General features: G+C 49.8%; 20 protein-coding genes and 1 tRNA gene. 9 read left to right on the forward strand and 12 right to left on the reverse strand.

Annotated elements, in window-relative coordinates; all coding sequences use genetic code 11:
- Positions 1 to 32 precede the first annotated feature (32 nt).
- Positions 33 to 1,265, forward strand: a complete 1,233-nt coding sequence (locus AC2D8L_RS10415; RefSeq protein ID WP_484685415.1) for an APC family permease — start codon at positions 33 to 35, stop codon at positions 1,263 to 1,265.
- A gap of 33 nt (positions 1,266 to 1,298) precedes the next feature.
- Here the strand turns inward: AC2D8L_RS10415 and AC2D8L_RS10420 are convergent, their stop codons facing one another.
- Together AC2D8L_RS10420 and AC2D8L_RS10425 are read right to left on the reverse strand one after the other, a co-directional pair.
- Positions 1,299 to 1,922, reverse strand: coding sequence for a class I SAM-dependent methyltransferase (locus AC2D8L_RS10420; RefSeq protein ID WP_484685416.1), 624 nt, complete (start codon positions 1,920 to 1,922; stop codon positions 1,299 to 1,301).
- Positions 1,919 to 2,863, reverse strand: coding sequence for an NAD(P)/FAD-dependent oxidoreductase (locus tag AC2D8L_RS10425; RefSeq protein WP_484685417.1), 945 nt, complete (start codon positions 2,861 to 2,863; stop codon positions 1,919 to 1,921). Before AC2D8L_RS10425 ends, AC2D8L_RS10420 begins: the two co-directional genes overlap by 4 nt.
- Before the next feature lie 115 nt (positions 2,864 to 2,978).
- On the opposite strand from AC2D8L_RS10425, the gene AC2D8L_RS10430 reads away from it, so the two are divergent.
- The gene (locus AC2D8L_RS10430; RefSeq protein ID WP_484685418.1) at positions 2,979 to 3,812 is read left to right on the forward strand and encodes an AraC family transcriptional regulator; all 834 of its coding nucleotides are present in this window, start codon (positions 2,979 to 2,981) and stop codon (positions 3,810 to 3,812) included.
- A 17-nt stretch (positions 3,813 to 3,829) separates the two neighbouring features.
- Here the strand turns inward: AC2D8L_RS10430 and AC2D8L_RS10435 are convergent, their stop codons facing one another.
- From AC2D8L_RS10435 to AC2D8L_RS10465, 7 genes are all read right to left on the reverse strand, one after another.
- On the reverse strand, positions 3,830 to 5,449 hold the full coding sequence (locus AC2D8L_RS10435) for a TRAP transporter large permease (RefSeq protein ID WP_484685419.1): 1,620 nt from the start codon (positions 5,447 to 5,449) through the stop codon (positions 3,830 to 3,832).
- Positions 5,449 to 6,138: a TRAP transporter small permease gene (locus tag AC2D8L_RS10440; RefSeq protein ID WP_484685420.1), complete on the reverse strand. Its 690-nt coding sequence runs from the start codon at positions 6,136 to 6,138 to the stop codon at positions 5,449 to 5,451. The genes AC2D8L_RS10435 and AC2D8L_RS10440 overlap by 1 nt, the downstream gene beginning before the upstream one ends.
- Before the next feature lie 105 nt (positions 6,139 to 6,243).
- The gene (locus AC2D8L_RS10445; RefSeq protein ID WP_484685421.1) at positions 6,244 to 7,239 is read right to left on the reverse strand and encodes a DctP family TRAP transporter solute-binding subunit; all 996 of its coding nucleotides are present in this window, start codon (positions 7,237 to 7,239) and stop codon (positions 6,244 to 6,246) included.
- Between the two features lie 230 nt (positions 7,240 to 7,469).
- The gene (locus tag AC2D8L_RS10450) at positions 7,470 to 8,813 is read right to left on the reverse strand and encodes a sigma-54-dependent transcriptional regulator (protein ID WP_484685422.1); all 1,344 of its coding nucleotides are present in this window, start codon (positions 8,811 to 8,813) and stop codon (positions 7,470 to 7,472) included.
- Entirely contained in the window at positions 8,814 to 10,544 is a 1,731-nt protein-coding gene (locus tag AC2D8L_RS10455; protein WP_484685423.1) for a sensor histidine kinase, read from the reverse strand. It lies immediately after the preceding gene.
- Positions 10,545 to 10,619: 75 nt separating this feature from the next.
- Complete coding sequence (locus tag AC2D8L_RS10460) at positions 10,620 to 11,990, reverse strand: oligosaccharide flippase family protein (protein WP_484685424.1); 1,371 nt, start codon at positions 11,988 to 11,990, stop codon at positions 10,620 to 10,622.
- A gap of 12 nt (positions 11,991 to 12,002) precedes the next feature.
- Positions 12,003 to 13,223: a GNAT family N-acetyltransferase gene (locus AC2D8L_RS10465; protein ID WP_484685425.1), complete on the reverse strand. Its 1,221-nt coding sequence runs from the start codon at positions 13,221 to 13,223 to the stop codon at positions 12,003 to 12,005.
- A 450-nt stretch (positions 13,224 to 13,673) separates the two neighbouring features.
- Between AC2D8L_RS10465 and AC2D8L_RS10470 the strand changes: the two genes are divergently transcribed.
- Genes AC2D8L_RS10470 through AC2D8L_RS10480 form a run of 3 tightly spaced genes read left to right on the forward strand, consistent with a single transcriptional unit; the run spans position 13,674 to position 16,233 of the window.
- Positions 13,674 to 14,438, forward strand: a complete 765-nt coding sequence (locus AC2D8L_RS10470; RefSeq protein ID WP_484685426.1) for a hypothetical protein — start codon at positions 13,674 to 13,676, stop codon at positions 14,436 to 14,438.
- 14 nt (positions 14,439 to 14,452) lie between these two features.
- A complete protein-coding gene (locus tag AC2D8L_RS10475) occupies positions 14,453 to 15,046 on the forward strand; it encodes a hypothetical protein (RefSeq protein ID WP_484685427.1) in 594 nt (197 codons plus the stop codon).
- A 50-nt stretch (positions 15,047 to 15,096) separates the two neighbouring features.
- The gene (locus AC2D8L_RS10480; protein WP_484685428.1) at positions 15,097 to 16,233 is read left to right on the forward strand and encodes an acyltransferase family protein; all 1,137 of its coding nucleotides are present in this window, start codon (positions 15,097 to 15,099) and stop codon (positions 16,231 to 16,233) included.
- 12 nt (positions 16,234 to 16,245) lie between these two features.
- Here the strand turns inward: AC2D8L_RS10480 and AC2D8L_RS10485 are convergent, their stop codons facing one another.
- Positions 16,246 to 17,016, reverse strand: a complete 771-nt coding sequence (locus tag AC2D8L_RS10485) for a CPBP family glutamic-type intramembrane protease (RefSeq protein ID WP_484685429.1) — start codon at positions 17,014 to 17,016, stop codon at positions 16,246 to 16,248.
- A gap of 302 nt (positions 17,017 to 17,318) precedes the next feature.
- Between AC2D8L_RS10485 and AC2D8L_RS10490 the strand changes: the two genes are divergently transcribed.
- Positions 17,319 to 18,041, forward strand: coding sequence for a TetR/AcrR family transcriptional regulator (locus AC2D8L_RS10490; protein WP_484685430.1), 723 nt, complete (start codon positions 17,319 to 17,321; stop codon positions 18,039 to 18,041).
- Between the two features lie 11 nt (positions 18,042 to 18,052).
- Here the strand turns inward: AC2D8L_RS10490 and AC2D8L_RS10495 are convergent.
- Together AC2D8L_RS10495 and AC2D8L_RS10500 are read right to left on the reverse strand one after the other, a co-directional pair.
- Positions 18,053 to 18,128 (reverse strand) — tRNA-Ala (locus AC2D8L_RS10495).
- Positions 18,129 to 18,233: 105 nt separating this feature from the next.
- Positions 18,234 to 18,641, reverse strand: coding sequence for a TIGR02300 family protein (locus AC2D8L_RS10500; RefSeq protein WP_484685431.1), 408 nt, complete (start codon positions 18,639 to 18,641; stop codon positions 18,234 to 18,236).
- A 178-nt stretch (positions 18,642 to 18,819) separates the two neighbouring features.
- On the opposite strand from AC2D8L_RS10500, the gene aroA reads away from it, so the two are divergent.
- The 3 genes from aroA to rpsA all read left to right on the forward strand — a co-directional run bounded on the left by aroA (position 18,820) and on the right by rpsA (position 22,740).
- Positions 18,820 to 20,169 (forward strand): 3-phosphoshikimate 1-carboxyvinyltransferase, encoded by a 1,350-nt coding sequence (gene aroA / locus AC2D8L_RS10505; protein WP_484685432.1) that lies wholly within the window; start codon positions 18,820 to 18,822, stop codon positions 20,167 to 20,169.
- Positions 20,170 to 20,178: 9 nt separating this feature from the next.
- The gene (cmk, locus tag AC2D8L_RS10510; protein ID WP_484685433.1) at positions 20,179 to 20,829 is read left to right on the forward strand and encodes a (d)CMP kinase; all 651 of its coding nucleotides are present in this window, start codon (positions 20,179 to 20,181) and stop codon (positions 20,827 to 20,829) included.
- A 213-nt stretch (positions 20,830 to 21,042) separates the two neighbouring features.
- Complete coding sequence (rpsA, locus tag AC2D8L_RS10515) at positions 21,043 to 22,740, forward strand: 30S ribosomal protein S1 (RefSeq protein ID WP_484685434.1); 1,698 nt, start codon at positions 21,043 to 21,045, stop codon at positions 22,738 to 22,740.
- Positions 22,741 to 22,843: the final 103 nt, after the last annotated feature.

Raw genomic sequence — 22,843 nt, forward strand, 5'->3', positions numbered from 1 at the left:
AGATAGGGTCTGACAAATCGGGAGTTGGAAAATTGCACACAACAAAAACTGAACCTGTAAAACTCAAACGCTCTTTATCACTGCCGATGTTGGTGTTTTACGGGGTCGGTGTAACGGTTGGTGCTGGCATTTTTGCCCTAATCGGCGAGATTGTCGGCATTGCTGGCCCCCAAGCTCCCATCTCATTTCTACTTGCCGGACTTATTGCAGGTGCCACCGGCTTGGCATACGCCAAACTTGCTTCAATGTATCCGCGGGCAGGTGGAGAGGCTGTTTTCGTTAAAATTGGTTTGGGTGACAATTGGGGGCGTTTGGTTGGTTTTGGTGTCGTCGCAACTGCAATCATTTCAAGCGCTGTCGTTTCGCTTGCGTTCTCCGGATATTTTCAACAATTGATCGATATCCCGGCACCAATCACAACCAGCTTTGTTGTGATGATTCTTGCCGGAGTTGCTTGGTTTGGCGTGCGAGAAAGCGTTCTTTTTGCGGCGCTAATCACCGTTCTCGAACTCGGCACCCTTGCCTATATATGCTTTCTCGGGTTTCCCAACCTGGACGCTGACGTCATTTTCGCCCTCAACCTCAACCCACTTGCGGTTGGCGTCGATGTTTTTAGCCTAAGCTCTGCTGCAATAATCGCCTTCTTCGCCTTTGTTGGGTTCGAAGATATCGAAAATATGGCTGAAGAAACAACGGACCCACGCACCGCGGTGCCCCGTGCGATCATCATCACACTCGGCATAACTGTAGCGATATATATGCTGGTTGCACTCGTTGCTGTGACGAGTATGGATTTGTCAAAATTGGCAAATAGTGACGCGCCAATTGCGGATCTATATAGCGCGCTTTCCGGCGGAGATGGTAGCGCAGTCGCAGCGATTGCCGCCACTGCGATGATCAATGGTATTTTGGTCCACATTATTATGGCGTCTAGGGTGCTTTACGGCATGGCTAAAGAAAACCTCGTGCCACAATTGTTTGGGCAGCTAGATCGAAAACGCCAAACTCCGGCATTTTCAACATTGTTTGTTGCCGTACTAACGATCATTTTGGCGCTTACATTCCCACTCGTCCATTTAGCGCGCGCCACAAGCATCATGATCCTTTGTGTGTTCATGATGGTCAATTTTTCGCTTTGGCGCATGGGGCAAAATTCAAAGCACGCCCAAGAATTGAAAAACTGGAAATGGTTAGGGCTGTTCGGCACCACAGTTTCGGGCCTGTTGCTGGCGAGCGAAGCGATCAGCCTGCTCTCGGCTTATTGAAGTCAATTCAGGTTCGCCTAGCTAATTTCATGCCTATTTCACCCGCTCAAACAGATAAGCGAAGGGCGATTTGGTATAGGCAATACCGCGCCCAGATGCCATCAGCTCTTCAACCGCAATTGGCTTTGGTTTCTTGGGGATCATGTAGGTATCAAGATCGTCTCGAGAAACTTTATACCCGTCAGTAGTGGACTTAATCACGCCTGCCAGTGCAAAACGCGGATCAAGTGCTGCCAGTGCGGCATCGCCATGGCTTGAATTGACCAGCAACGTTCCCCCAACTCGCAATAAATCACCACAAGCATCGGAAATGAAACCGGCATAAAGCGAAATCAGCAAATCAAAACTATTGGCAGGCAATTCGAGGTTATAGAAATCACCGTGAATGAACTGAAACGCTGCATCGGTGCCGCCACAATTGTCGGAAATAATCTGGCGAACACCTTCAATATCGGCGAAGAATTTGTTCGCCCGGTTGTCCATGTCTGCATAGGTCACATCGTCAAAGGTGAAGGACGGCGCCACATCGACATAGCTCCCCGCATAAAGAACTTTCTTCGCGGGGATGGCCTCGCCAACGGCTTGAAACAACCGTCGCCGATCGCCTTTATGGCGATCTTGTTTTTCCCATAGCAATTGAGTTTTCGTCTGGCTCACGTGGTAACCTCCCCAAGCGCATTCCAGCGTTCCATTGCTAGTTCGTGCACCATCATTTCGACGCAGAACCCGCCCTCAGCTACCGCGGCCGCAATACCAGAAAACCCGATGCGGGCATCGCCAACGACATAGAGCCCCGGAATCTTGGTTGTGCCGGATGCGCCTGCAAGCTCTTTCATGCCCCAATCGTTCTCCTCGGTTGGAATGACGCCGAGCTGCTCGGCAAAGTTGGTCGCGGGCGAAGAGAACTCTTCAACCACAAAGCCACTTTGGCGGGCGACCTTGCGGCCATCTACAAGTTCGACGTGGGTCAATTTTCCGTCAGCCGAAATGAGCGCGGTTACCTTGCCCTCTTCAACCGGCACGCCTTTACTCACAAGATCAGCCTTTACGTCAGCGTCCAATACCTGTCCGTTGGTGAACACGACAAGGTCCTCAGACCAGATCCGCATCATGGGCACGAAATGTTCGACAGCACTTGCGCCGAAAATGGCCAGTGCCTCGTCTTTATGTTCAAACCCATCACAAAATGGGCAGGGGTAAACGGACTTCCCGTAAACCGCTTCTATGCCGGGTAATTCCAATTCCGCCAAATTGTCCCTGTGCCCGGTTGCGATCAGCATTTTCTTTCCATGCAATACTCGGCCATCCGCCAAGGTAGCTGAAAACCCTGATGATGTACGCTCAACGTCACTCACCCGACTTTTGACGTACTCGACCGTTCCATATTTTTTCAGCTGATCTTTTGCCACCGCCAAAATCTCACTTGGATGAGCGCCGTCTCGGGTTAGGAAACCGTGCGAAGCGGTGGTGACAAAATTGCGAGGCTCTTCTGCGTTGATGAAGGCTGTCTTCAATCTAGTGCGCCCGGCAATTAGTGCGGCCGATTGGCCGGCAGGTCCGCCACCTATGATGATAAGATCGAATTCCGTATTTCTCATAATGACCTCTGAATTTGAACGCTCCATGCCCTCAATTTAGGCCCATTCACCTGTTTGCTTTAGAGCGCCGATTTGGGTATTATCGGCTGATCTTACGGTTTTTCGGAAACATCGATTGTCCAGCAGCTCCAAACTAGAACCCGTGCCACACCCGCTATGTTATGTGATCCATGAAACTGGGGCTGTTACAAACCCGGCGCCTGTAACTGTACATTCGGAACATGGTCTGCTTTTCGCACTTGATGGCTGGTTCACCATGGAACAACGATATGAGGCATTGTCATTGCCCGGTAGCATTACCATTGTACCCGCTGGCGTGCCCCATCGTCCCCTTGCGGGGGAAAATCTTGACTATTGGCTGCTTGGCTTTTCTGCTGCTGGATTTGGGTTTGATGAAACACAGGCCGTCATGCGCCCTTTTGCGGATGTTCGCCTTGGGGCGATGCCAGTGGTTTCACTCCCAGAGAAAGCACAAAAATCAATTCAGGTTTGGTTTAAAGCCCTTGCAGAAGAAACCGAACGGCAAACAGCAGAAAGCACAGATGTGCAACGCAGTTTGATCACGTTGATTTTGGCCGAAGTCGCCAGGGCCACCCCGGCAATGGGCGAAGAAGCAACAGGTTCGAGATTGGTCGCAGAGGCTCTACGTTTCATCCAACAACATAGTTTCACCCCCATTTCTCTGACCGACGTGGCAGAAGCGGTTGGGCGCACCGCTCCCCATGTGGCAGCACGGGTAAAAAGCGAAACCGGATTTACAGTTGGCACTTGGATAGCATCTGCCCGGGTAGCAAAAGCGGCGCAGCTATTGCAGCACACGGACTTAGCCGTTGATCAAATCGCACCCCATGTCGGCTGGCAAGATACCACCCACTTCATTCGTCAGTTCCGCAAGATTTACGGCACCACGCCAGCCGCATGGCGAAAGAAGGTCAAGTCTCAAACCTGACCTTCTTTTTGATTTGCCTATCGGGTCACAATCTCTGGCCCCATCAACGCATATGGCAAGGTGGTTGAAAGTGCGGGCCAGTAGGTCACGATCACGAGGAAGAGCATCAGCACGGCGACAAATGGCAAGGCTGCCTTGACCACCTGGATCAAACTCATCCCCGTTATCCCCGAGGTCACAAACAGGTTGAGCCCAATGGGCGGGGTGATCATACCGATCTCCATGTTGACGACCATGATGATGCCCAAATGGATTGGGTCTACACCTAATTCAATCGCAATGGGAAAAACAACTGGCGCAACGATCAACAAAAGACCAGATGGCTCCATAAATTGACCGCCGATCAACAGCAGAATATTCACTGCTATAAGGAACGTGAACCAGTTGAACCCAGCGTCAAGCATCAAACCAGTGATGACTTGTGGGATACGTTCTGACGTCAATACGTGCGCAAACAGCAACGCGTTGACGATGATGAACATCAGCATCAATGTTGTTTTCGACGCATCGACAAGCACTTTGCGGGTGTCGTTGTGGAACATGGCTGTTGGGAACTTACCGATAATCAGCCCTAAGTTTCTGCCCCAAATAGGCAGCCCAGCAATCAGGTGAGCGGGAACACGTGCAAGGCTTGATTGAGGATCGCGCCACATGGTGTAAGAGACCATTGCCGCAATACCTGCAATCAATCCTGTCCAGAACCGCGCAGCAAAACTAACAGTTCCACTGTCACCAAAAGCAAAGAATGATAACGTCATCCAGATGCCGAAAAGCGATAGGCCATAGACTGTGGCCGAGAAGCCAATTCGTGTCTGGCGCGGCGCGTCTTCAGGCACCCATGGAATGTCTTTGAGCGGCCCCATATCGCGGTAAACAAAGATCGCGATGAGGAATGCATAAACCGCTGCAACCGAAGCGGCTTCCGTTGGCGTAAACACGCCACCGTAAATACCGCCAATAATGATGACGATCAAGAACAGGCCCCAACCGGCTTGCTTGCCGCCCTGCAATATTTCCCCATATCCCTTCCAGGGTTCAGCAGGCAATTTTTTGATCCGCGCAACGATGTAAATTGCGATCATCAACATGCCACCGGCAACAAGCCCGGGAATTACGCCAGCAAGGAACATCCGGCCAACAGAAACGTCTGTCGCCGCCGCATAAACCACCATCACGATGGAAGGTGGGATGAGAATGCCGAGCGTTCCCGCATTGGCGATAATCCCAGCAGCAAACTCTTTGGAATACCCAACTTGGATCATGCCTGCGATGGCGATAGTGCCGATAGCAACGACCGTCGCAGGGGACGAACCGGAGAGCGCAGCAAACATCATACAAGCCAAGACCGAGGCCATGGCTAACCCACCACGAAAGTGGCCGACTGTTGCGATCGCGAAACGAATGATGCGTTTCGCAACGCCCCCGGTCGACATAAAGGATGCAGCCAGAATGAAGAACGGAATGGCCAACAATGTGTAATGCTGGGCGGCGGTGAACAATTGCAATGCCACGGACGACATTGAATCATGGGATAAAAACGTGATCACGATGATCGACGAAAGCCCAAGAGAAACCGCTACGGGCACCCCCAAAAACAATAGCAACAATACGAGTGCAAATAGGATTGAAGCAACCATTATGAACGCTCCTCTTTTAGAACGTCTTTGTTCTCTGCCACTAACTCTTCAGCTTCATGACCCGCGATGATGAGTTCGCGTTCGCCGCGAATAATTTCGATCATTGCTTGCAAAGATCTAAAACCAAGCAAGCCAAGCCCGACAGGCAAAATCAAATAGGCCATCCAGCGCTTCACGCGTTCATCAAGCCCAAGCGACTCGTAAACCCATGTGGGATACTTCAAATCTTCAAGCCCAAGTTGCAACTGGTACATTTTGGACCAGTAAGTCACTGCGCCGCCTTTTGAAGTGGCGCCAAACATGTGCAACCAATCAACCGAGATCAGCATTGTTGCGTATAAAAGGGTGGCAGCCGCGCCAAAAATGGCAACCGCACGCAATCCCTTAGGCGGCAACATCCGGATAAACGCGTCAACGCCCAAATGCGCCCCAACTTTCACCCCGTAAGACATGCCAAATAGGATGAGCCAAGCAAAAAGGATGCGGGTGAGCTCTAGCGCGCCGCCGAAGCCGGTATTGAACCCGTAACGCATGACAACTTGAACGAATGAAATCAGGGTGATCAGCGCCAACAATGTCGCCAACACGTTTTCTTCCATCCGGGTTATTTTTTCAGGCCAACGCCGTTCAGCTAAAAATAGCCCAACAATCAACAAGCCAGTGCCAGCATAAAGCCAGATCGAAGCCATGTTCTTCCCCCCGTAATTCTCGTGATGTTTTGTTCTGGCCATCATGCCAGATAGATGAAAGAGCGCGAAGGAGCGCGCCCTTTCACTTTGGCCGGAGCCGTCTAACTACATGCCAGCAGCAACAGCTGCGTCGATAACATCTTGACCGATATCATCAGCAAATTTAGCCCAAACTGGCTTCATAGTGTCGACCCATACTTGACGTTGCTCAGGTGTTAACTCACGCACAACACCATTCGCCGCAACAATGTTGTCACGTGCTTGCGCGTTCAAGTCTGTTGCCTTTGCGTTTGCCGCAACAACTTCTTCGTTGAAAATGGTAAGGAACTGCTCGCGAACAGCTGGGTCTAGACCGTCCAACCACTCTGTTGACGTGATCGCAAGATATGTCAGCAACTGGTGGTTGGTAACCGTTACACCGTCCTGCACTTCAAAGAATTTCTTTGAATAGATATTTGACCAAGTGTTTTCCTGTCCATCAACAACGCCAGTTTGCAAAGCACCATAAACTTCAGAGAATGCAAGTTTTTGTGCTGAGGCACCCATCGCTTCAATCATTGCAACAGCAACGTCTGACGTTTGAACTCGGAACTTCATGCCCGCAGCGTCGGTTGGTGCAACCAATGGCTTTTTAGCTGAGAAATGCTTTAGACCATTATAGATGTAACCAAGACCAACATAGCCTTTGTCGTTGATGGCGTTTAGCAAGTCTTTGCCAACTGGGCCTTGCGTGAAATTGTTCACGGCATCCATGTCTGAGAACAGGAATGGCAAATCGAACACGCGGTATTTTTTGGTGAAGCTTTCGAATTTTGAAAGCGACGGCGCAGCAATTTGAACATCGCCCAACAGCAATGCTTCCATCACTTTATTGTCGTCAAACAATGTCGAATTAGCGAACACTTCCATACAGGCCGTGCCGTTCATTTCTTCATTGATGCGCTTGGCGATGGCCGCGGCCGCTTCACCCTTAGGGTGCCCGCTTTCCGCAGTCACGTGGCTAAATTTAATAACGATTTCGCCGCTATCGCAATTCGCGAGCGCCGGAGTTGCCATAAGGGCTGCAGTAAGCGTCGCCCCAACGAGTAATTTTTTGAACATTTTGTCCTCCCAAGGAATTTATTGCAAAGGCACCAAGTGGGTGACCTTCTCTAAAGACATTGCAATCCCCATGCCAACTCGTTCCTTGAGATCCAACTTGTTATATTTCAAATACTTACTGGACTTTTCGCCAAGGTTGAATACGATCACTCGATTGAGGTGGGTAGATTCAAACCCACTAAATCGCGACCTTTGTGTCGATTTCGACACATGCACATACCGAGAATAAATCAGTCCGGCGTTGAGATATTGTACTTTTTCATTTTCTCGTACAGAGCTTTGCGCGAAATACCAAAAGCTTCATATGTCGCTTTTAACGATCCGCTTTGTGCGGAAATTTCGGCTTCGATCAATGCTTTTTCGTAAGTCGCCATTTTGTCCGGCAGGGACTGATCTGACGCATTGTCCGTGGCTACTGCATCGAGCGGCAAACCAAGCCCCATCCCCAACACAAATCGATCCGCTGAGTTGCGCAGCTCGCGCACGTTTCCTGGCCACTCATAAGCGTGAAGTTGCCCAATGATACTTGGCGTAACGTCCGGGATGTCTTTGCGGAACCGTGCGCGCGCTTGTCGTGCAAGTCTGTAAAACAACATCAAAATATCCTCCTTGCGGTCACGCAAAGGCGGCAAGTCAATTGAAGCGACGTTAAGCCTGAAATAAAGGTCTTGGCGGAAATCGCCACTTGCACTTGCGGCTGCTAAATCCAGTTTGCTGGCCGCAACGATGCGAATATTGAGCGGGATGGTTTTGTTTGATCCCAATCGTTCCAGCGAACGCGTTTCCACAACCCGCAACAATTTCACTTGCAAATCGAGCGGCATGGATTCTATTTCGTCCAAAAAGAGCGTACCGCCATCCGCGAATTCGATCTTGCCAATGCGTTTTTGCGTTGCACCCGTAAAGGCGCCTACCTCATGGCCGAACAATTCGCTTTCGATAATCTCCTTTGGCAATGCCCCGCAATTTACCGCCACGAAGGGTTTGGACTTCCTCGCGCTATGGTCATGCAAGGCTCGGGCGACCACATCTTTGCCCGCGCCGGTTTCACCATTTATCATTACGTCAATATCGGCTTCGCCCAACATGCTTACTTGCGATCGAATGCGCACAACATGGGTGGATTTGCCCACAAGCGTCTCATCCAACATCCCATCAGCGTCAATCTCTTCGCGCAAGATACGGTTTTCCATTACCAGGCGGCGTTTTTCGATCGCCCGCGAAATCACTGCTGACAATTGGGTGGGCGGGAACGGCTTTTCAATAAAGTCGTAGGCGCCGTCGCGCATAGCGCGCACCGCCATCGTTACGTCCCCATGGCCGGTAATAAAAATCACTGGGATGGCTGGATCAACTTCCATAACCTTTTTTAAGAACTCTTGCCCCGTCATGCCCGGCATGCGTACATCGCAAACCACCACCCCATTGAACAGAAAAGTAACAGACGACAATGCGATCGTTGCGTTCGCGAACGCTGTTACATCCATGCCGTCAAGTTCGAGCGCTTGCACCAGCGCATGGCGCAAATCGCCATCATCGTCAATCAACAAAACCTGCGGGGAAGATAGCGTCACTTAACTGGTTTCCTTATTGGTGTTGGGGAACTGAACGTAAAAAGCCGCGCCGCCGAGTTCGCTCGCGCCCAATTCAATTTCTCCACCAAAATCGTGGACGATATTGTATGCGATTGAAAGCCCTAACCCCAATCCTTGGCCAACTTCTTTCTGAGTGACAAATGGGTCGAATATGGTTTCGCGGTCAGTTTCACTGATGCCGACCCCACTGTCTTCGATCGTGAACACCACACTTTTTGGATCGCTGCTCACGGATAATTTCACCTTTGACGCTTGGCTGTTTGCAGCGGCGTCAATGGCGTTGCTCAACAGGTTCACCAGCACTTGCGATAGTCTGACACTGCCGCCGCGGACGGTTAATGCTGGCGCGATAGGACCAATTTGAATGTCGACATTTTTGTCACCCGCCTGCAGCTCGACCAATGTCAGCGATTCTTTCACCAAATTGGCAACATTCACATCGCGTAGGCTGGTCCCTGGCTTGCGGGCGAAGGACTTTAGCGTTTTAGAGAGTTTCGCCATGCGTTCGGTCATCGACGCAATGCGTTGCAAATTTTCGCGTGCGGCATCGTCTTTATCTTGATCAAGAAATTTGCTGGCATTGTCAGCGTAGGCGCGAATGGCCGCAATCGGTTGGTTATATTCATGCGACAAGGCCGCAGACATTTGCCCAATTGAGGCCAGTTTGGCAGATTGCATCAATTCAGTTTGCGCTTGCCGCAGTGCAGCTTCCGCTGCAATACGCTCGTCATATTCTTTGCGCAATTCATTTGTGCGCGCCTTTACGCGAGTCTCCAGTTCACGCGCTGTTGCCTGCTCCGCCGCCAAGCGCGTCGCAGAAATGTGCCGACGCTGTAGCAAAACATATAATAGGCCGCCCAATATGATCGCGATGAGCATGATGATCACCATGAACTGATCTCTTGAGGCTTCAACCGGCGCGTAGCTCTTCATCACATTCAAATGCCAATCAAAAAGTGGCAAATATTCCCCGTGAGCCAAATAGGTGAGGCTGTCGCCTCTCACATTCAGGCGCACAATGGAAGGGCTGGTTCCAAACGGTTTCAGTGCGCCTTGTTCCATCACCTCGGCGAGTTGGTTGGCAACGATTTTTTGACCGCCTTGCGTTGTCACATATATGGGCTCTCTTAGAAGCCCCCATGCATCGCCGAGCTGTTGCAAATCAACATAAACGACAACGATGCCTATGATTTTGCCGTTCCAACTCACCCCGTTTGAAAAACCATAAGCACTCGCGCCAGATGCAGTTAAAATTGTTGCGCGGCCAAGTCGGCCTTCCGCCGCAGCACGAATAAGGCTAGCGTCGATTGTATCCGGCGCAAATGGGGATTGGTTGGATTGAGCGAGTACCACGCCATTGGGGTGCGCAAACTGAATATTGGCAGCGCCTGAAAGCCCGGCAAGCTTCACCACCAAATCCCGCGCTGTGCGCGTCGCAAGATCCTCGTTGCTTGTTCTGAAAACCATTGCCACATTTGGCTGACGCGCCGTGATGCCAGTCATCAAACGAAATTTGTCAAATATGCCGGTGATCGTTTCTTTTTGCAGCGCCAGCACTTCGCTAATTTCAGCATCCAGACGCTCACGGTCTCGTGCTTCTGTCCACGGCACACCGAAATAGAGCGCTATCTCGGCGCCTGCAAATACCAAAAAGACCAACATCGTAACTTGCAGGCGAAAGTTTTGAGATATTTGATCAATCGTACTCATCGCGCGACTATCACTTGTGTGTCGCAGCAAAGTCAATCGCACGCTGTATGTGCACCGGCGGGATCTACGTCGCTTTTACGAAGCGGCCTTCGCGGTCAGCACTTTGCGCGGATCGAAATGGGCGATAACGGACACGTTGATTTTGAGTTTGCAGTAATAAAACAGCAATGCCGAACGAATGATCTGGGATGTGGCGGTGCCTACAGCAGCGCCTAGGATGCCCATGTGCGGCACAAGTGAAACAGAGACCGCAATATTGATGATCAGCGAATATGCGGCGATTAAGACATTGAGCCGTTCACGACCGACAACGATCAACAAGTTAGACGCCTGCCCGACGACGGACTTACCGATCAAACCAAGACCGATGGCCAACATGATCACTTGGCCAGAGGCGAACTCTTCGCCAAACAGCGAAAGCAAAAACGGTCCTGCTGCCAAAGTCACCAGAACAGCGGGAATGGTCAACCAGAATGTCCAAGTCGACGCCATATGAACGCGGGTTTGCAATTCGGTTTTGTCGCCTTCCGCATTGGCTAACGAGAACTCTCGGGCAAACACCATCATAAAGGCATAGTGAATAAAACCGGCGATCGCCATACATCTGAGGGCCGCGAAGTAAACGGATACATTTTCAGACGGCACCATAAAGCCGAGAATGACAATGTCTGACCAGTAAAGCAGTTCTTCAACACCGGTGACCACGACCAAAGGCAGCGCCGCGTAAATCCAATATTTGCGCAGCCGTTTGCGGTGGCTTGGGCTCGTCTTTGGCTTGATACGTTTGACGTGAAGCTTGATAAATATGGCTTCTAGACTGATCAAAAACAGCGTGACGCCAACGGTTGTGGCGAGGGCCAATTCTGCGGTCAGCGCGATCCCATTGATACTCATCACAAACAGGCTCGCCATCACGATGATTGGTCGGATGATGAAGCCGGGTACGATGGCCATCATGTACCAACCGATGCCGCGGGCGACGCCCTCAATGTATAATTCCAGCGCCAAAATGGGTAAGCCGATGGCAAGCACAATGGCTGAGCCGGTCATATTGTCCGCTAGCAAACCACCGAAATAGTATAACCCTACCCCACAAAGCATCGCGGTTGTAAAACTCGTAACCAGCACGAATTTGAGCCCATTGCTCATGAACCCGTAAATCAAGTCCTCGCGCATGCGGGTTGCATATTTGGGCAAGAAACGCACAGCGCTTTCTGAGAAGCCCATCACCGAGATATGGGTCAGGATGACCTGCCAAGTCCAGAAGGTGACGAAAATGCCGTAATTCTCGATGCCTAGGCATTTCGCCAGATAGATTTGGAAAATATAGGCAAGCCCTGCCGCCAAAACACGGGTTGCAAGGGCTGACATCGCTTGGATCACGGCCTGAAGTTGGCCCACCCGTGCGAGCATCGACTGCAACTTGAGGCGTAGGTTTTTGATCAAGGTCCCGACGCCTTAGTTTTTTGAAACAGCGCGGCGAAGGTTCAATATTTTCAACCGCCACTCGCTGGGGATTGAATTGAAAAGCGTCTTCACTTTGGGGCGCAGTTGAATTTGCCAAACAACGCCGATCAAATAGCCTTTAAAGCTCTGCGGGAAGACCCGACTTTGCAGCGGCACTTGATTATTTGACCAACTGTCTTTGTACCCGGCGGGTTCCGCCAACAAGTCATATTTTTCAACGCCAGTTTCAATCGCCCATTTCAGCGCTTCTTCAATTTGGATTTTGCCAACAGAATGTTCTGCCATGCTCCATTTGAAGGCACCAATATAGGAATAGTAATGGCCGTTTTGCAAAAACCCAACTTCAATGGCCACCGGTTCGTCATCTACCATCAATGCGCCAACAACCGCGCCCATGCCGTTCCTGCTATCGCCATATAGGGTGGAAACACATTGCTCAAGTCCGTTTATCGTAAGCTTGGCATCATTTCGCCCGGTTTGCTTTAGCCAGTCGCGTTTCATCTCCAATGCCAACGCCACAAGCCAAGCATATTTGGGATGGTCTGCAAAAAACACCCGATAGTCAACCTGGCCTAACCGGGCCAACTTATTCTTGCGCTTATTGCGGTTGCGGCGGGTTGATTTGGACGTATTGGCTTGATATTGGGCAAAATCTTCAAAACCCGTCAAATCAAAAATCGACGCCACTTCGTCTATTGGCGCGAGCCGGCCCTTTCCTTGGACGAGGCTTTGCAACGGTGAGCCAACTGGAATTTTGGGCAAGCTCAATAGGTCATAATCTGTAAGTTTGCGCACATCATCAATAAATTGCTCAACGTCGGTCCGACCTAGCAAATCTTTATCGACCAGAATGTTCGAATATTCAGCATGCGGCGACGTCAGGGGCAGCAGGGTTTTGGTGCCCAGCGCCATCTTGTCGATCATAAGTGGCCAAACGGCCTGCATTTCGCGGCCCTGCCAAAGTACGAATATGGACAATTTGGCGTTCGCATTGGCGCGGCCAACCGTGCACCACCAGCGGTAGCACCAGTCAAAAGTTTGGAAGAAACAAAAATCTGTGTTGGCACGTTGTTCTAGATTTTGCCATTGTTCGGCAAGTTCGGCAAAGCGTTCCTCACCAGTGACGCACTCAACTTGCATCAAGGAGGTGCCTTGGCTCAGCGCAGCCCTGCGATTGGGGCCATTTGATCCGGAAAGATCACGATCAGACACTGTATTTTGCACCACATTCATCGACTACACCAACTATGCGCAACATGTTTTTGTCCATCGCGCTCAAATGGGCAGCCACGTCTCGGCCGCCCGATTTCGAAATTCAAGCTTACAAATGCATTATTGCCGTCAAATTTGTGTTAAATTGCACCGAAATCACAAAGCATGGTTACCAATGTCCTTCATCCTACATCGCGCTGTATGTCACAGTGTGGAGCGACGATATTTCGGGCAGCGTTTTGGCCGAAAGCTCATTCTTTTTTGCATTGTTGTCGAACCCGGAAATGTTGGAATTGGCGATTGCTCTGCAGCCGCCGAGCCCGATTATCTTAACCTTTCCAATTAACTACACCAAGCGATTGACTGGCAATTTCACCCCAATCCGGTCGAGTTCAGATCACGAACATGTTATAAACGTGTTATTAACCATTTAAGTTTGGGGATGCCAGATTGTTCAGTGTTTTGCGTATCATTGCTGTCTTTTTGCTGTTGTGTAGCGCCTGCTTTGCCGACAACGCCAAGAACATGCAGTCCTTGCGAAAGGACTTCGCCGTGATTGCCTATGGCTATGCCATTGATCAAATTTGCGACATCACCCCGAATGACCAAAAAGTCTCTTATTTGGCCGACTATATTGATGCACGTTGGTGGCTTTGGCGTGCCCGTACTGGCGTGGGCAAGACGATCTCTAAAAAGATGGCTGAAAAGGCTTGGGTGAGCACAAAGGCCGGCGAAAATTGCGACGATATTGCTACGGCTGATGTTACAGCGTCACTTATGATGCTTAAGGATTTTCCGGACCGTGCGGAAAAATTGTTTGGTACCCCATCAAAAAGCCTTTTGAACCCAAAACCGAACCAAAAGCACATATTTGCAACCTACCAATCCGCTCGATTGGGTTGGATCATCGCCAAGAAATGTGTGACCGATCCAAAAATTGCTGATGCCCTTTATGCAGGCCTTATGGACGCCCGAAAGTTTTTGTTGGGGACATTTAGGCCAGATCAATTGGCGGGATTGGAAAAGGCTACTTCTGAAATGAAAACTTGGGGAACCATGGGGCCATGCACAGCCAAGCGATTGGCATTTGCGGATATGGCCGATGGGTTCTTAGTTGAGTTAACAACCGTCGCGCAAGCAAGGTCGGTCCAGCAGCCCAATCCAGATGACAGTGAGCAGGCATCAAGCCTAGCTGAAAATCAACAAAATTCTTAAGAAGCGTAAAACCCATGATGAACTTTAAATATTTGACATCAAAAACAATTATGTCCGGTTTCGTCCTTTATTGGATGGTGTTTTGGCTGTTCAATGGTCTGGACAAATTCCTAAATCGCTCATCTGTGGGCGCCATCACCTGGTTCGGCAAAGACCGAAGCTGGCAGTTTGGTGTCTATCTTGAGAATTTGGGATTGCCACTGGATTATGTGCCTGGAATTCTGACATTTGCTGGCTTTTGGGAACTCGGCATTGCTGTCATTTTCCTATCAGCACTCAATGTAATGTTGATTGTTGGCAAACGCGAGCAGGAAGCCGCGGATAGGCTGTTCATGATCGGCTTGTTCTTTTCAACACTCACATTCGTTGCGTTCTGCGCATTTGATACCGTGGTTGGCGACCGTGCCGAACTGTTGGAACACAGCACTTATATTGCTGTGATCGCGGTTTCCTTTATCGGGATGGCTGTCGAAAACATGCTCGCACGGCAAAAAGAAAGCGACACGGCGTCGCCCGCCGGCGATCGTCAACACAAGAACAACACATCGTTCAACCAGGCTGACGATTCTAAGTTCTTAACAAATCCGGCTCATACTCCCGCTGAGTAAGGCACTTGCCAAGCTTTTTTGGCATCGTTGTGTAATGTTTGGAACATAGTTTGATCAGCAAGAAGCGTCTAAAAGATATCGCAGACTTTAGCGACAGTAGAGACAATAACTTCAATCTGTTGCGGTTTTTGGCAGCATTTGCCGTGGTGTGGAGCCATGCCGCGATCGTTGTCGGTGGCGACCATGCTACAGAGCCATTGATGGTTGAGACCGGCTATACGCTGGGCCATCTCGCGGTGAATGTGTTCTTTGTAATCAGCGGATTTCTGATTGCCCAAAGTCTAATGCGTTCAAGCGACATGATCTCCTATTTCTCAGCTCGCTTCTTGCGCCTTGTGCCCGGCTTGTTTGTCGCTTCGATATTTACGGTGTTTGTGGTTGGTCCACTGTTCACCAATTTGGGCTTTGTTGACTACTTCGCGCACCTGAGCACTTGGCTCTATGTGCCCCTCACCAGTTCCATGCTGATTGACAATGGCACCCTGCCCGGTGTTTTCGCCAGCGCACCCTTTGCCTATGAATTGAATACGCCCCTATGGACATTGCGTTGGGAGGCGCTTGCCTATGTTGGTTTGGCCGTTTTGGGCACGCTTGGCTTTATGGCAACAAAATCGCGTTTTGCGATCATATTTGGCCTATTTGTAGCTCTGTATTTTGCTGTGACCATCATGACGGATCTGCGCCAAACAATTGCACCTGCAGACCATGTGATGCGGTTTGGCTTGTGTTTCTTGGTTGGCTCTGGCGCCTTTATTTTCAGGGACAAAATCCCCGTAACGCTAATTTTGGTTGTGCCACTATGTATTCTGCCGGTCGTTCTGCGGGATACCGTATTTTATCAATTCTCATTGATTTTGGCGATTGGCTATACGAGTTTTTGGCTTGCTTATGTGCCCGCAGGGCCCATCCGTCAGTTCAACAAAATTGGTGATTTTTCCTACGGCATTTACATTTACGGGTTCTTGATCAAACAAATGGTCATCTCGGTTTTCCCAGCGGTGGATGTTTATACATTGATGGCGATCTCAACACCGATCATCCTTCTTATCGCAGCAGCATCGTACTATTTCGTCGAACGCCCAGCGCTGGAAAAGCGCAAACAGTTCGCCGCATTTGTGCGCGGTTTATTTAAGTCCTCATTCAGCAAACCCGCTAAGGCGGCTGCCGATCAGCACCCGCCTTCCTAACATATCTTCGGATTACCCCTCACGCGGAGCAGGCTTTGCTCCAGCCAGCATCGCGGCGCCAGCCGCCAGAATTGAAAGCGCGGTTGCAACACCAATATTTACCTCAAAGACCGAGTAACAAGTATTGTATGTTGTGTGAAAGATGACCGCGGCAAAAACACTATTGCCCGCATTTTTATAGATCCACACCACAAGAAAGCGCAGGGATATTGGAAACAATATTTGGATGGCCAGCGTCAACTTGTCGTCGATCAAAAAGTAATAGAGCGGGATGTGAAATGCAAAAATGACAAGCCCGAGGATCATCGTGGCTTTCAATTGCCCCCATTTCCGCTTGAGCGGCTCAAATGCATAGCCCATCCAAGCAACTTCTTCAAACGCGGCCCCACCAAAAAACATAAAGAATACCATCGGAATGGCGATGAACGGGAACTGAGCGGATAGCATTGCAAGGCCGAACACCGAGGCGATTATCCATGCAAGGCCAACAATAATTGGTGGCGTGATCAGCGCAAAAAGCAGCCAAATCTTGTTCTTGGTCCGTTTGAAATCAAATGTGCGCCAAAGAAGTGCTTTTGTTTTCGCCCAACCGCCTTCATAAAATGCAAGTATGAGGGCTGCCAAAAACGGTGCCAACGTGGCTAAAGGCACAAAAGCAAACGCCATTTCTGGCGACAGAATTTTGCCGTTGGCTGTCAACCCAAGCAGCACAAAACTGGGAAGGGCGAGCACAAGCGTCAGAGCGAAAAACACGTTCATCGACTTGTCAGTATGTTTGTTCATTGTGGTGTTCCTAAAGCCGGGTTTTCGTGCTGAGTGCGTCTAGATATGTTCCAGCCTGCAAATGGTGTTGCTAATGGAACATCGTCAGCGCCATTGCGGTGAGCAGAATTAGAATGACGGCCTCGATTGGTCGTTCTCGCAATTTGAACATCATAATTTGTCCTTTGAACATCAGGCGATGTGATCATTATATTCACCGCCCCTTGCAACAAGGAGTGGAATACCGCATATACAGACCAACGGTCGGTTATGTATTTTTAGATACAGACCGGCAGTCGGTTTGTAAAGTGGAAAATTGCTCGATGACGAAAAAACGTACAAACATGCAGCCAACCGAACGTCGCGCGCAATTGTTAGATTGCGCACAAAACCTATTTTTTTCAAAAGGTTATGACCTAACAACAGTCAATGACATCATTAAGTTAGCCGGTGTTTCAAAAGGCGGATTTTATCATCACTTTACCTCCAAGGATGAACTGCTTGGCGGTATTATCGAGCGATTTGTTCAAGATTATGAGAAAGAATTTGAACCGGTACTTGCAACTGATGGCCTTTCGGCGTTGCAACGCTACGAGCTTTATTTGAGCATTTTGCGGGAGCGACAGGATGATGAAATGCAGCAAACCGTACTGCCACTCATCTTGGCCTTGTTTCGAGATGAAAATGCAATTTTGCTCATGCGTTTGACAAATTCGTTGCTGGACGTTGTTGAGCCTTTATTCTCGCGCGTGTTAAAACTCGGAATGGACGAAGGCACATTCAAGATCACTGATCCGGTTGCGAGCGCAAGGTTGATCGTCCAATTGGGAAATCATCATCAATATAGCCTAAAGCTCGCTGCGGATGCACAAACTGAGCAGGACTTACAGTTCGCGGCCAAACGGACCATTGCGGCGCTTAAAGTGCAAGAACTGGCCACAGATCGACTGTTGGGCATACCTGATGGCACAACCCGTTTTAGGTCAGACGACTTTGTGCCGACCTTTTCAAAACATCTTCAAGAGATGAAATTTCAGGGGAACTAGTGCGGGTTGTTTGGTGGAGCCAGACGGGATCGAACCGACGACCTCTTCGCTGCCAGCGAAGCGCTCTCCCAGCTGAGCTATGGCCCCAAACAAAGGGTAATTGCGAGGTAAAATCACCCTAGCAACTGGAGGCGCAAATTAGTCACAACATTTACATGTTGCAAGAGGGAAAATGCGCCACAGCAAATTTTCTTATTCTTCGTCTTTTGTTACCGGAACTTCGAAGCCGATTTCATCATCGTCATCGTCAGTTTCTAAGAACGTATTGTCATCTGCGGCAACGATAGGTTCATCGTCATCTTCCAGATCAACATCCGGAAGGTTTTCAATGACATCATCTTCGTCATCATCGTCAGCATCATCCAAAGAGATAACTTCTGCACCAACTACGATTGCTGCTTCTTCAACAACAACCTCTACTGGCTTCTTCTCTTCTACGACTGGCGCGACGACTTCTTCTTTTTCAACTGGTGCCGCTGCGACAGCAAGTTGGAATTCCGTGCCACAACTTGGGCACAGAATAGGGTCTCTGCCTAGGTCGTAAAATTTGGTTGCACAGCTTTGGCACTGGCGTTTGGTTCCGCGATCTGCTTTGGCCACTATTTTACCTCGTCAAAAACTTAAGATGTTGGCTGGTTGGGTTACGTACTCGAACCAGTTCTGTCAAATGCAAAATTGCAAAAAACGCGAATGAGGCTTCTCTGCCCATTGTCGAACCCATATTTTGCGTGTTAGATGCGCAAGCGCAACATCAAAAACTCAAAAGAACAACTTTTACATGTCTAATCATTCTTCAAGCCTCACCCCATTGGCATCAATGCGGTCGCAAGGGCTTAAGGGCTCTATTGCCATGCCCGGCGATAAGTCAATCTCTCACCGTGCCTTGATGTTTGGCGCTATGGCAACGGGAGAAACCGTTATTTCTGGTCTGTTGGAGGGCGAAGACGTCCTTGCCACAGGCCGGGCGATGACCCAACTTGGCGCAACAGTTGAAAAACGCGGCGAGCATTGGCACGTCAACGGCGTTGGCGTTGGTGGGTTCAAAGAACCTGACGCCCCACTCGATTTTGGCAATGCAGGAACCGGCGTTCGTTTGGCCATGGGTCTTGTGGGCACCTACAATTTTGTTTCTCGCTATATCGGCGATGCCTCTTTGTCTTCGCGCCCCATGGGTCGAGTGCTTAACCCATTGCGCTCGATCGGTGTTGAAGTGCTGGAGGAAGTTGAAGGCAAATTGCCCATCGCGCTTCGTGGCCCTTCTAAGCCGGTGCCTATTACCTATCACACGCCCGTCGCATCTGCCCAGGTGAAGTCTTGCATCATGCTTGCAGGTTTGATCATTCCTGGGGTCACAACGGTCATTGAGGACGTTTTTACTCGCGATCATACAGAAAAGATGCTCGCTGGTTTTGGCGCCGAGGTTGACGTGACAACTAACGCAGACGGCCAACGCACCATCAAGGTTGGCGGATTGCCGAACCTAACTGGCCAAGACGTACAAGTGCCGGGCGATCCAAGCTCTGCTGGCTTCCCGATGGTAGCTGCGCTGATTGTACCAGGTTCTGACATTACCATCGAAAATGTATTGATGAACCCCACCCGAACCGGGCTGCTGATCAGTTTGCAAGAAATGGGCGGCGACATTCAGGTGTTGAATGAGCGGGTTTCAGGCGGCGAAAATATTGCAGACATTCGCGTGCGCTCTTCGAACTTGAAGGGCATCACCGTTCCAGCCGACCGCGCTGCATCGATGATTGATGAATATCCGGTACTTGCCGTCGCGGCCGCCTTTGCCGAAGGCGCAACGCATATGCCGGGCATTGAAGAACTTCGAGTTAAGGAAAGTGATCGGTTAAGTGCGGTCGCCGCTGGCCTGCTGGCCAACGGGGTTGAATGCATCGAAGGCGAAGACTTTTTGACCGTTGAAGGCGGCGCGGGCAAAGTGACCGGCGGCGGGAAGGTCAAAACGCACCTAGATCATCGAATCGCGATGTGTTTTTTGATCATGGGCTTGGCATCTGAAAAAGATGTAACCGTTGATGACGGCAACATTATCGCCACAAGCTTCCCCACATTTACCCCGGAAATGACCCGGTTGGGGGCTGAATTTTCTCGTCCGAACCAATAGATAGAACTTATGGAAGACCGAATGCTAGTCGCTGTTGATGGACCTGCCGCCTCTGGAAAAGGCACAATCGCCAAACGATTGGCGGCCCATTACGGCTTGGCGCATTTGGATACCGGCCTGTTATATCGGGCGGTTGGATTAGCCACCATAAATGATTGGGAACGGCCAGACTTTGATCGCCGCGCCATTGATGCGGCGATCAACTTAGATGCCACCAATATGGACGAAGATATCTTGTCCACCGCGGAGGTGGGTGTTGCGGCATCCAAAGTGGCGCGTATCCCAGAGGTTCGCAAAGCGCTGAATGCGGTTCAACGCACCTTCATGGAACAGCCCGGCGGCGCGATTTTGGATGGGCGGGATATCGGGTCGCGCATTTGTCCCCATGCGGACGTGAAACTTTTCATCACCGCAACCCCGGAAACCCGCGCCAAACGCCGCACAGATCAACTTTTGGCACGCCAACTTGACGTGACTTATGAGGACATTCTCGCCCAAATCGCAAAACGGGATAAAGATGACCGCGAAAACCCTGCTGGTGCTTTCTTTCAAGCCCCAGATGCCCACTTGCTAGATACATCAGAATTGGGTATAGAAGCGGCATTCCTAGCGGCTCTTGAAATTGTTGAGCGCGTTATGGCGCAAAAGTCTGGCGATTAAGTTCGCTAAATCATGTCTTTTCGCCTTGAACGTCAGTGGCAAACAAGACATGAGATATTGGCTCAACCGATAGAAATAAATCGTAGCACTAAACGCGAAATGCGGGCCCTTACGTGCCGGACTTGTTGATTTCAACAGTCAGGGCGATGGCAGTTCGAGTTTATTGCTTTTTGAAACCTTTAGACCAAAAACGGCACATTGATCGGAGTACACATGACAGACACTGCTGTCACGATGGAAGATTTCGAAGCACTATTGTTCGAAAGCTTTGAAGTTAACGAGCCTGCTGAAGGCCACGTTGTTAAAGGCAAAATCGTTGCGATTGAAAAAGATCTCGCAGTTATCGATGTAGGCCTAAAAACTGAAGGCCGCGTGCCTTTGAAAGAATTTGGCGCAGCTGGCCGTGATGGCACGCTTGAAGTCGGTTCTGACGTAGAAGTTTATGTTGATCGCGTTGAAAACGCGATGGGTGAAGCTGTTCTATCACGCGAGAAAGCGCGCCGTGAAGAGAGCTGGGTTCGTCTTGAAGAGTTGTTCGAAAAGAACACACGCGTCGACGGCATCATCTTTAACCAAGTTAAAGGTGGTTTCACTGTTGATCTTGATGGCGCGACTGCCTTCTTGCCACGTTCGCAAGTTGATATTCGCCCGATCCGCGACATCGCACCTTTGATGAACATCTCACAACCATTCCAAATCCTGAAAATGGACAAACGTCGCGGAAACATCGTTGTTTCTCGTCGTGCTGTATTGGAAGAAAGCCGTGCAGAGCAACGTTCAGAAATCGTTGGTAAGCTTGAAGAAGGCCAAGTTGTTGATGGTGTTGTTAAAAACATCACTGACTATGGTGCATTCGTTGACCTTGGTGGCATTGACGGCTTGTTGCACGTTACTGACATCGCATGGCGTCGTGTGAATCATCCTTCTGAAGTTCTTACAATTGGTGAGACGATCAAGGTTCAAATCATCCGCGTGAATATGGAAACACACCGTATTTCACTTGGCATGAAGCAGCTTGAAGCTGATCCTTGGGAAACAATTGGCCAGAAGTACCCACTTGATAGCCGCTTTACAGGCCGCATCACAAACATCACTGACTACGGTGCGTTTGTTGAGCTTGAGCCAGGTATTGAAGGCTTGATCCACGTTTCAGAAATGAGCTGGACCAAGAAGAACGTACACCCAGGCAAAATCGTTTCAACATCTCAAGAAGTTGAAGTTAAGGTTCTTGAAGTTGATCCAGAGAAGCGTCGTATTTCATTGGGTCTTAAACAGTGCCTAGACAATCCTTGGGAAGCATTTGCAGCTAAGTACCCACAAGGTACTGAAGTTGAAGGCGAAGTTAAGAACAAAACTGAATTTGGTTTGTTCATTGGCCTTGAAGACGATGTTGATGGCATGGTTCACTTGTCTGATCTTGATTGGAACCGTCAGGGCGAAGAAGCCTTGGAAGATTACAATCGCGGCGACATGGTGAAAGCTGTTGTGTTGGATGTTGATATCGATAAAGAACGTGTTTCTTTGGGTATTAAACAACTTTCAAACGACCCATTCACTGAAGCAACAGACGGTATGCGCAAAGGCTCAATCGTTACTTGTACTGTTACACAAGTAAATGATGGTGGCATTGAAGTTCAAATCGCTGATGGTGATCAAATCGCCTTCATTAAGCGTAATGACCTTAGCCGTGACCGTTCTGAGCAACGTCCAGAGCGTTTTGCAGTTGGCGACAAAGTTGACGCACGTGTTATCCAGTTCGATAAGAAAACACGTCGCATCACATTGTCTATTAAAGCGCTTGAAATCGCAGAAGAAAAAGAAGCTGTGGCCCAGTATGGTTCAACAGATTCCGGCGCTTCACTTGGCGATATTCTTGGTGCTGCCCTTCAGCAGAACACAGACGACGAATAATCGTTTACCGCTTAATTTGAATTAAGTTTGCCCGGCGCGTCATGATGATGCGCCGGGCTTTTTATTGTTGTGTTACCTGGGCAATCGCTTGCAAAAACAAACA

It is taken from the genome of Maritalea sp. YIW29, from assembly GCF_057219265.1.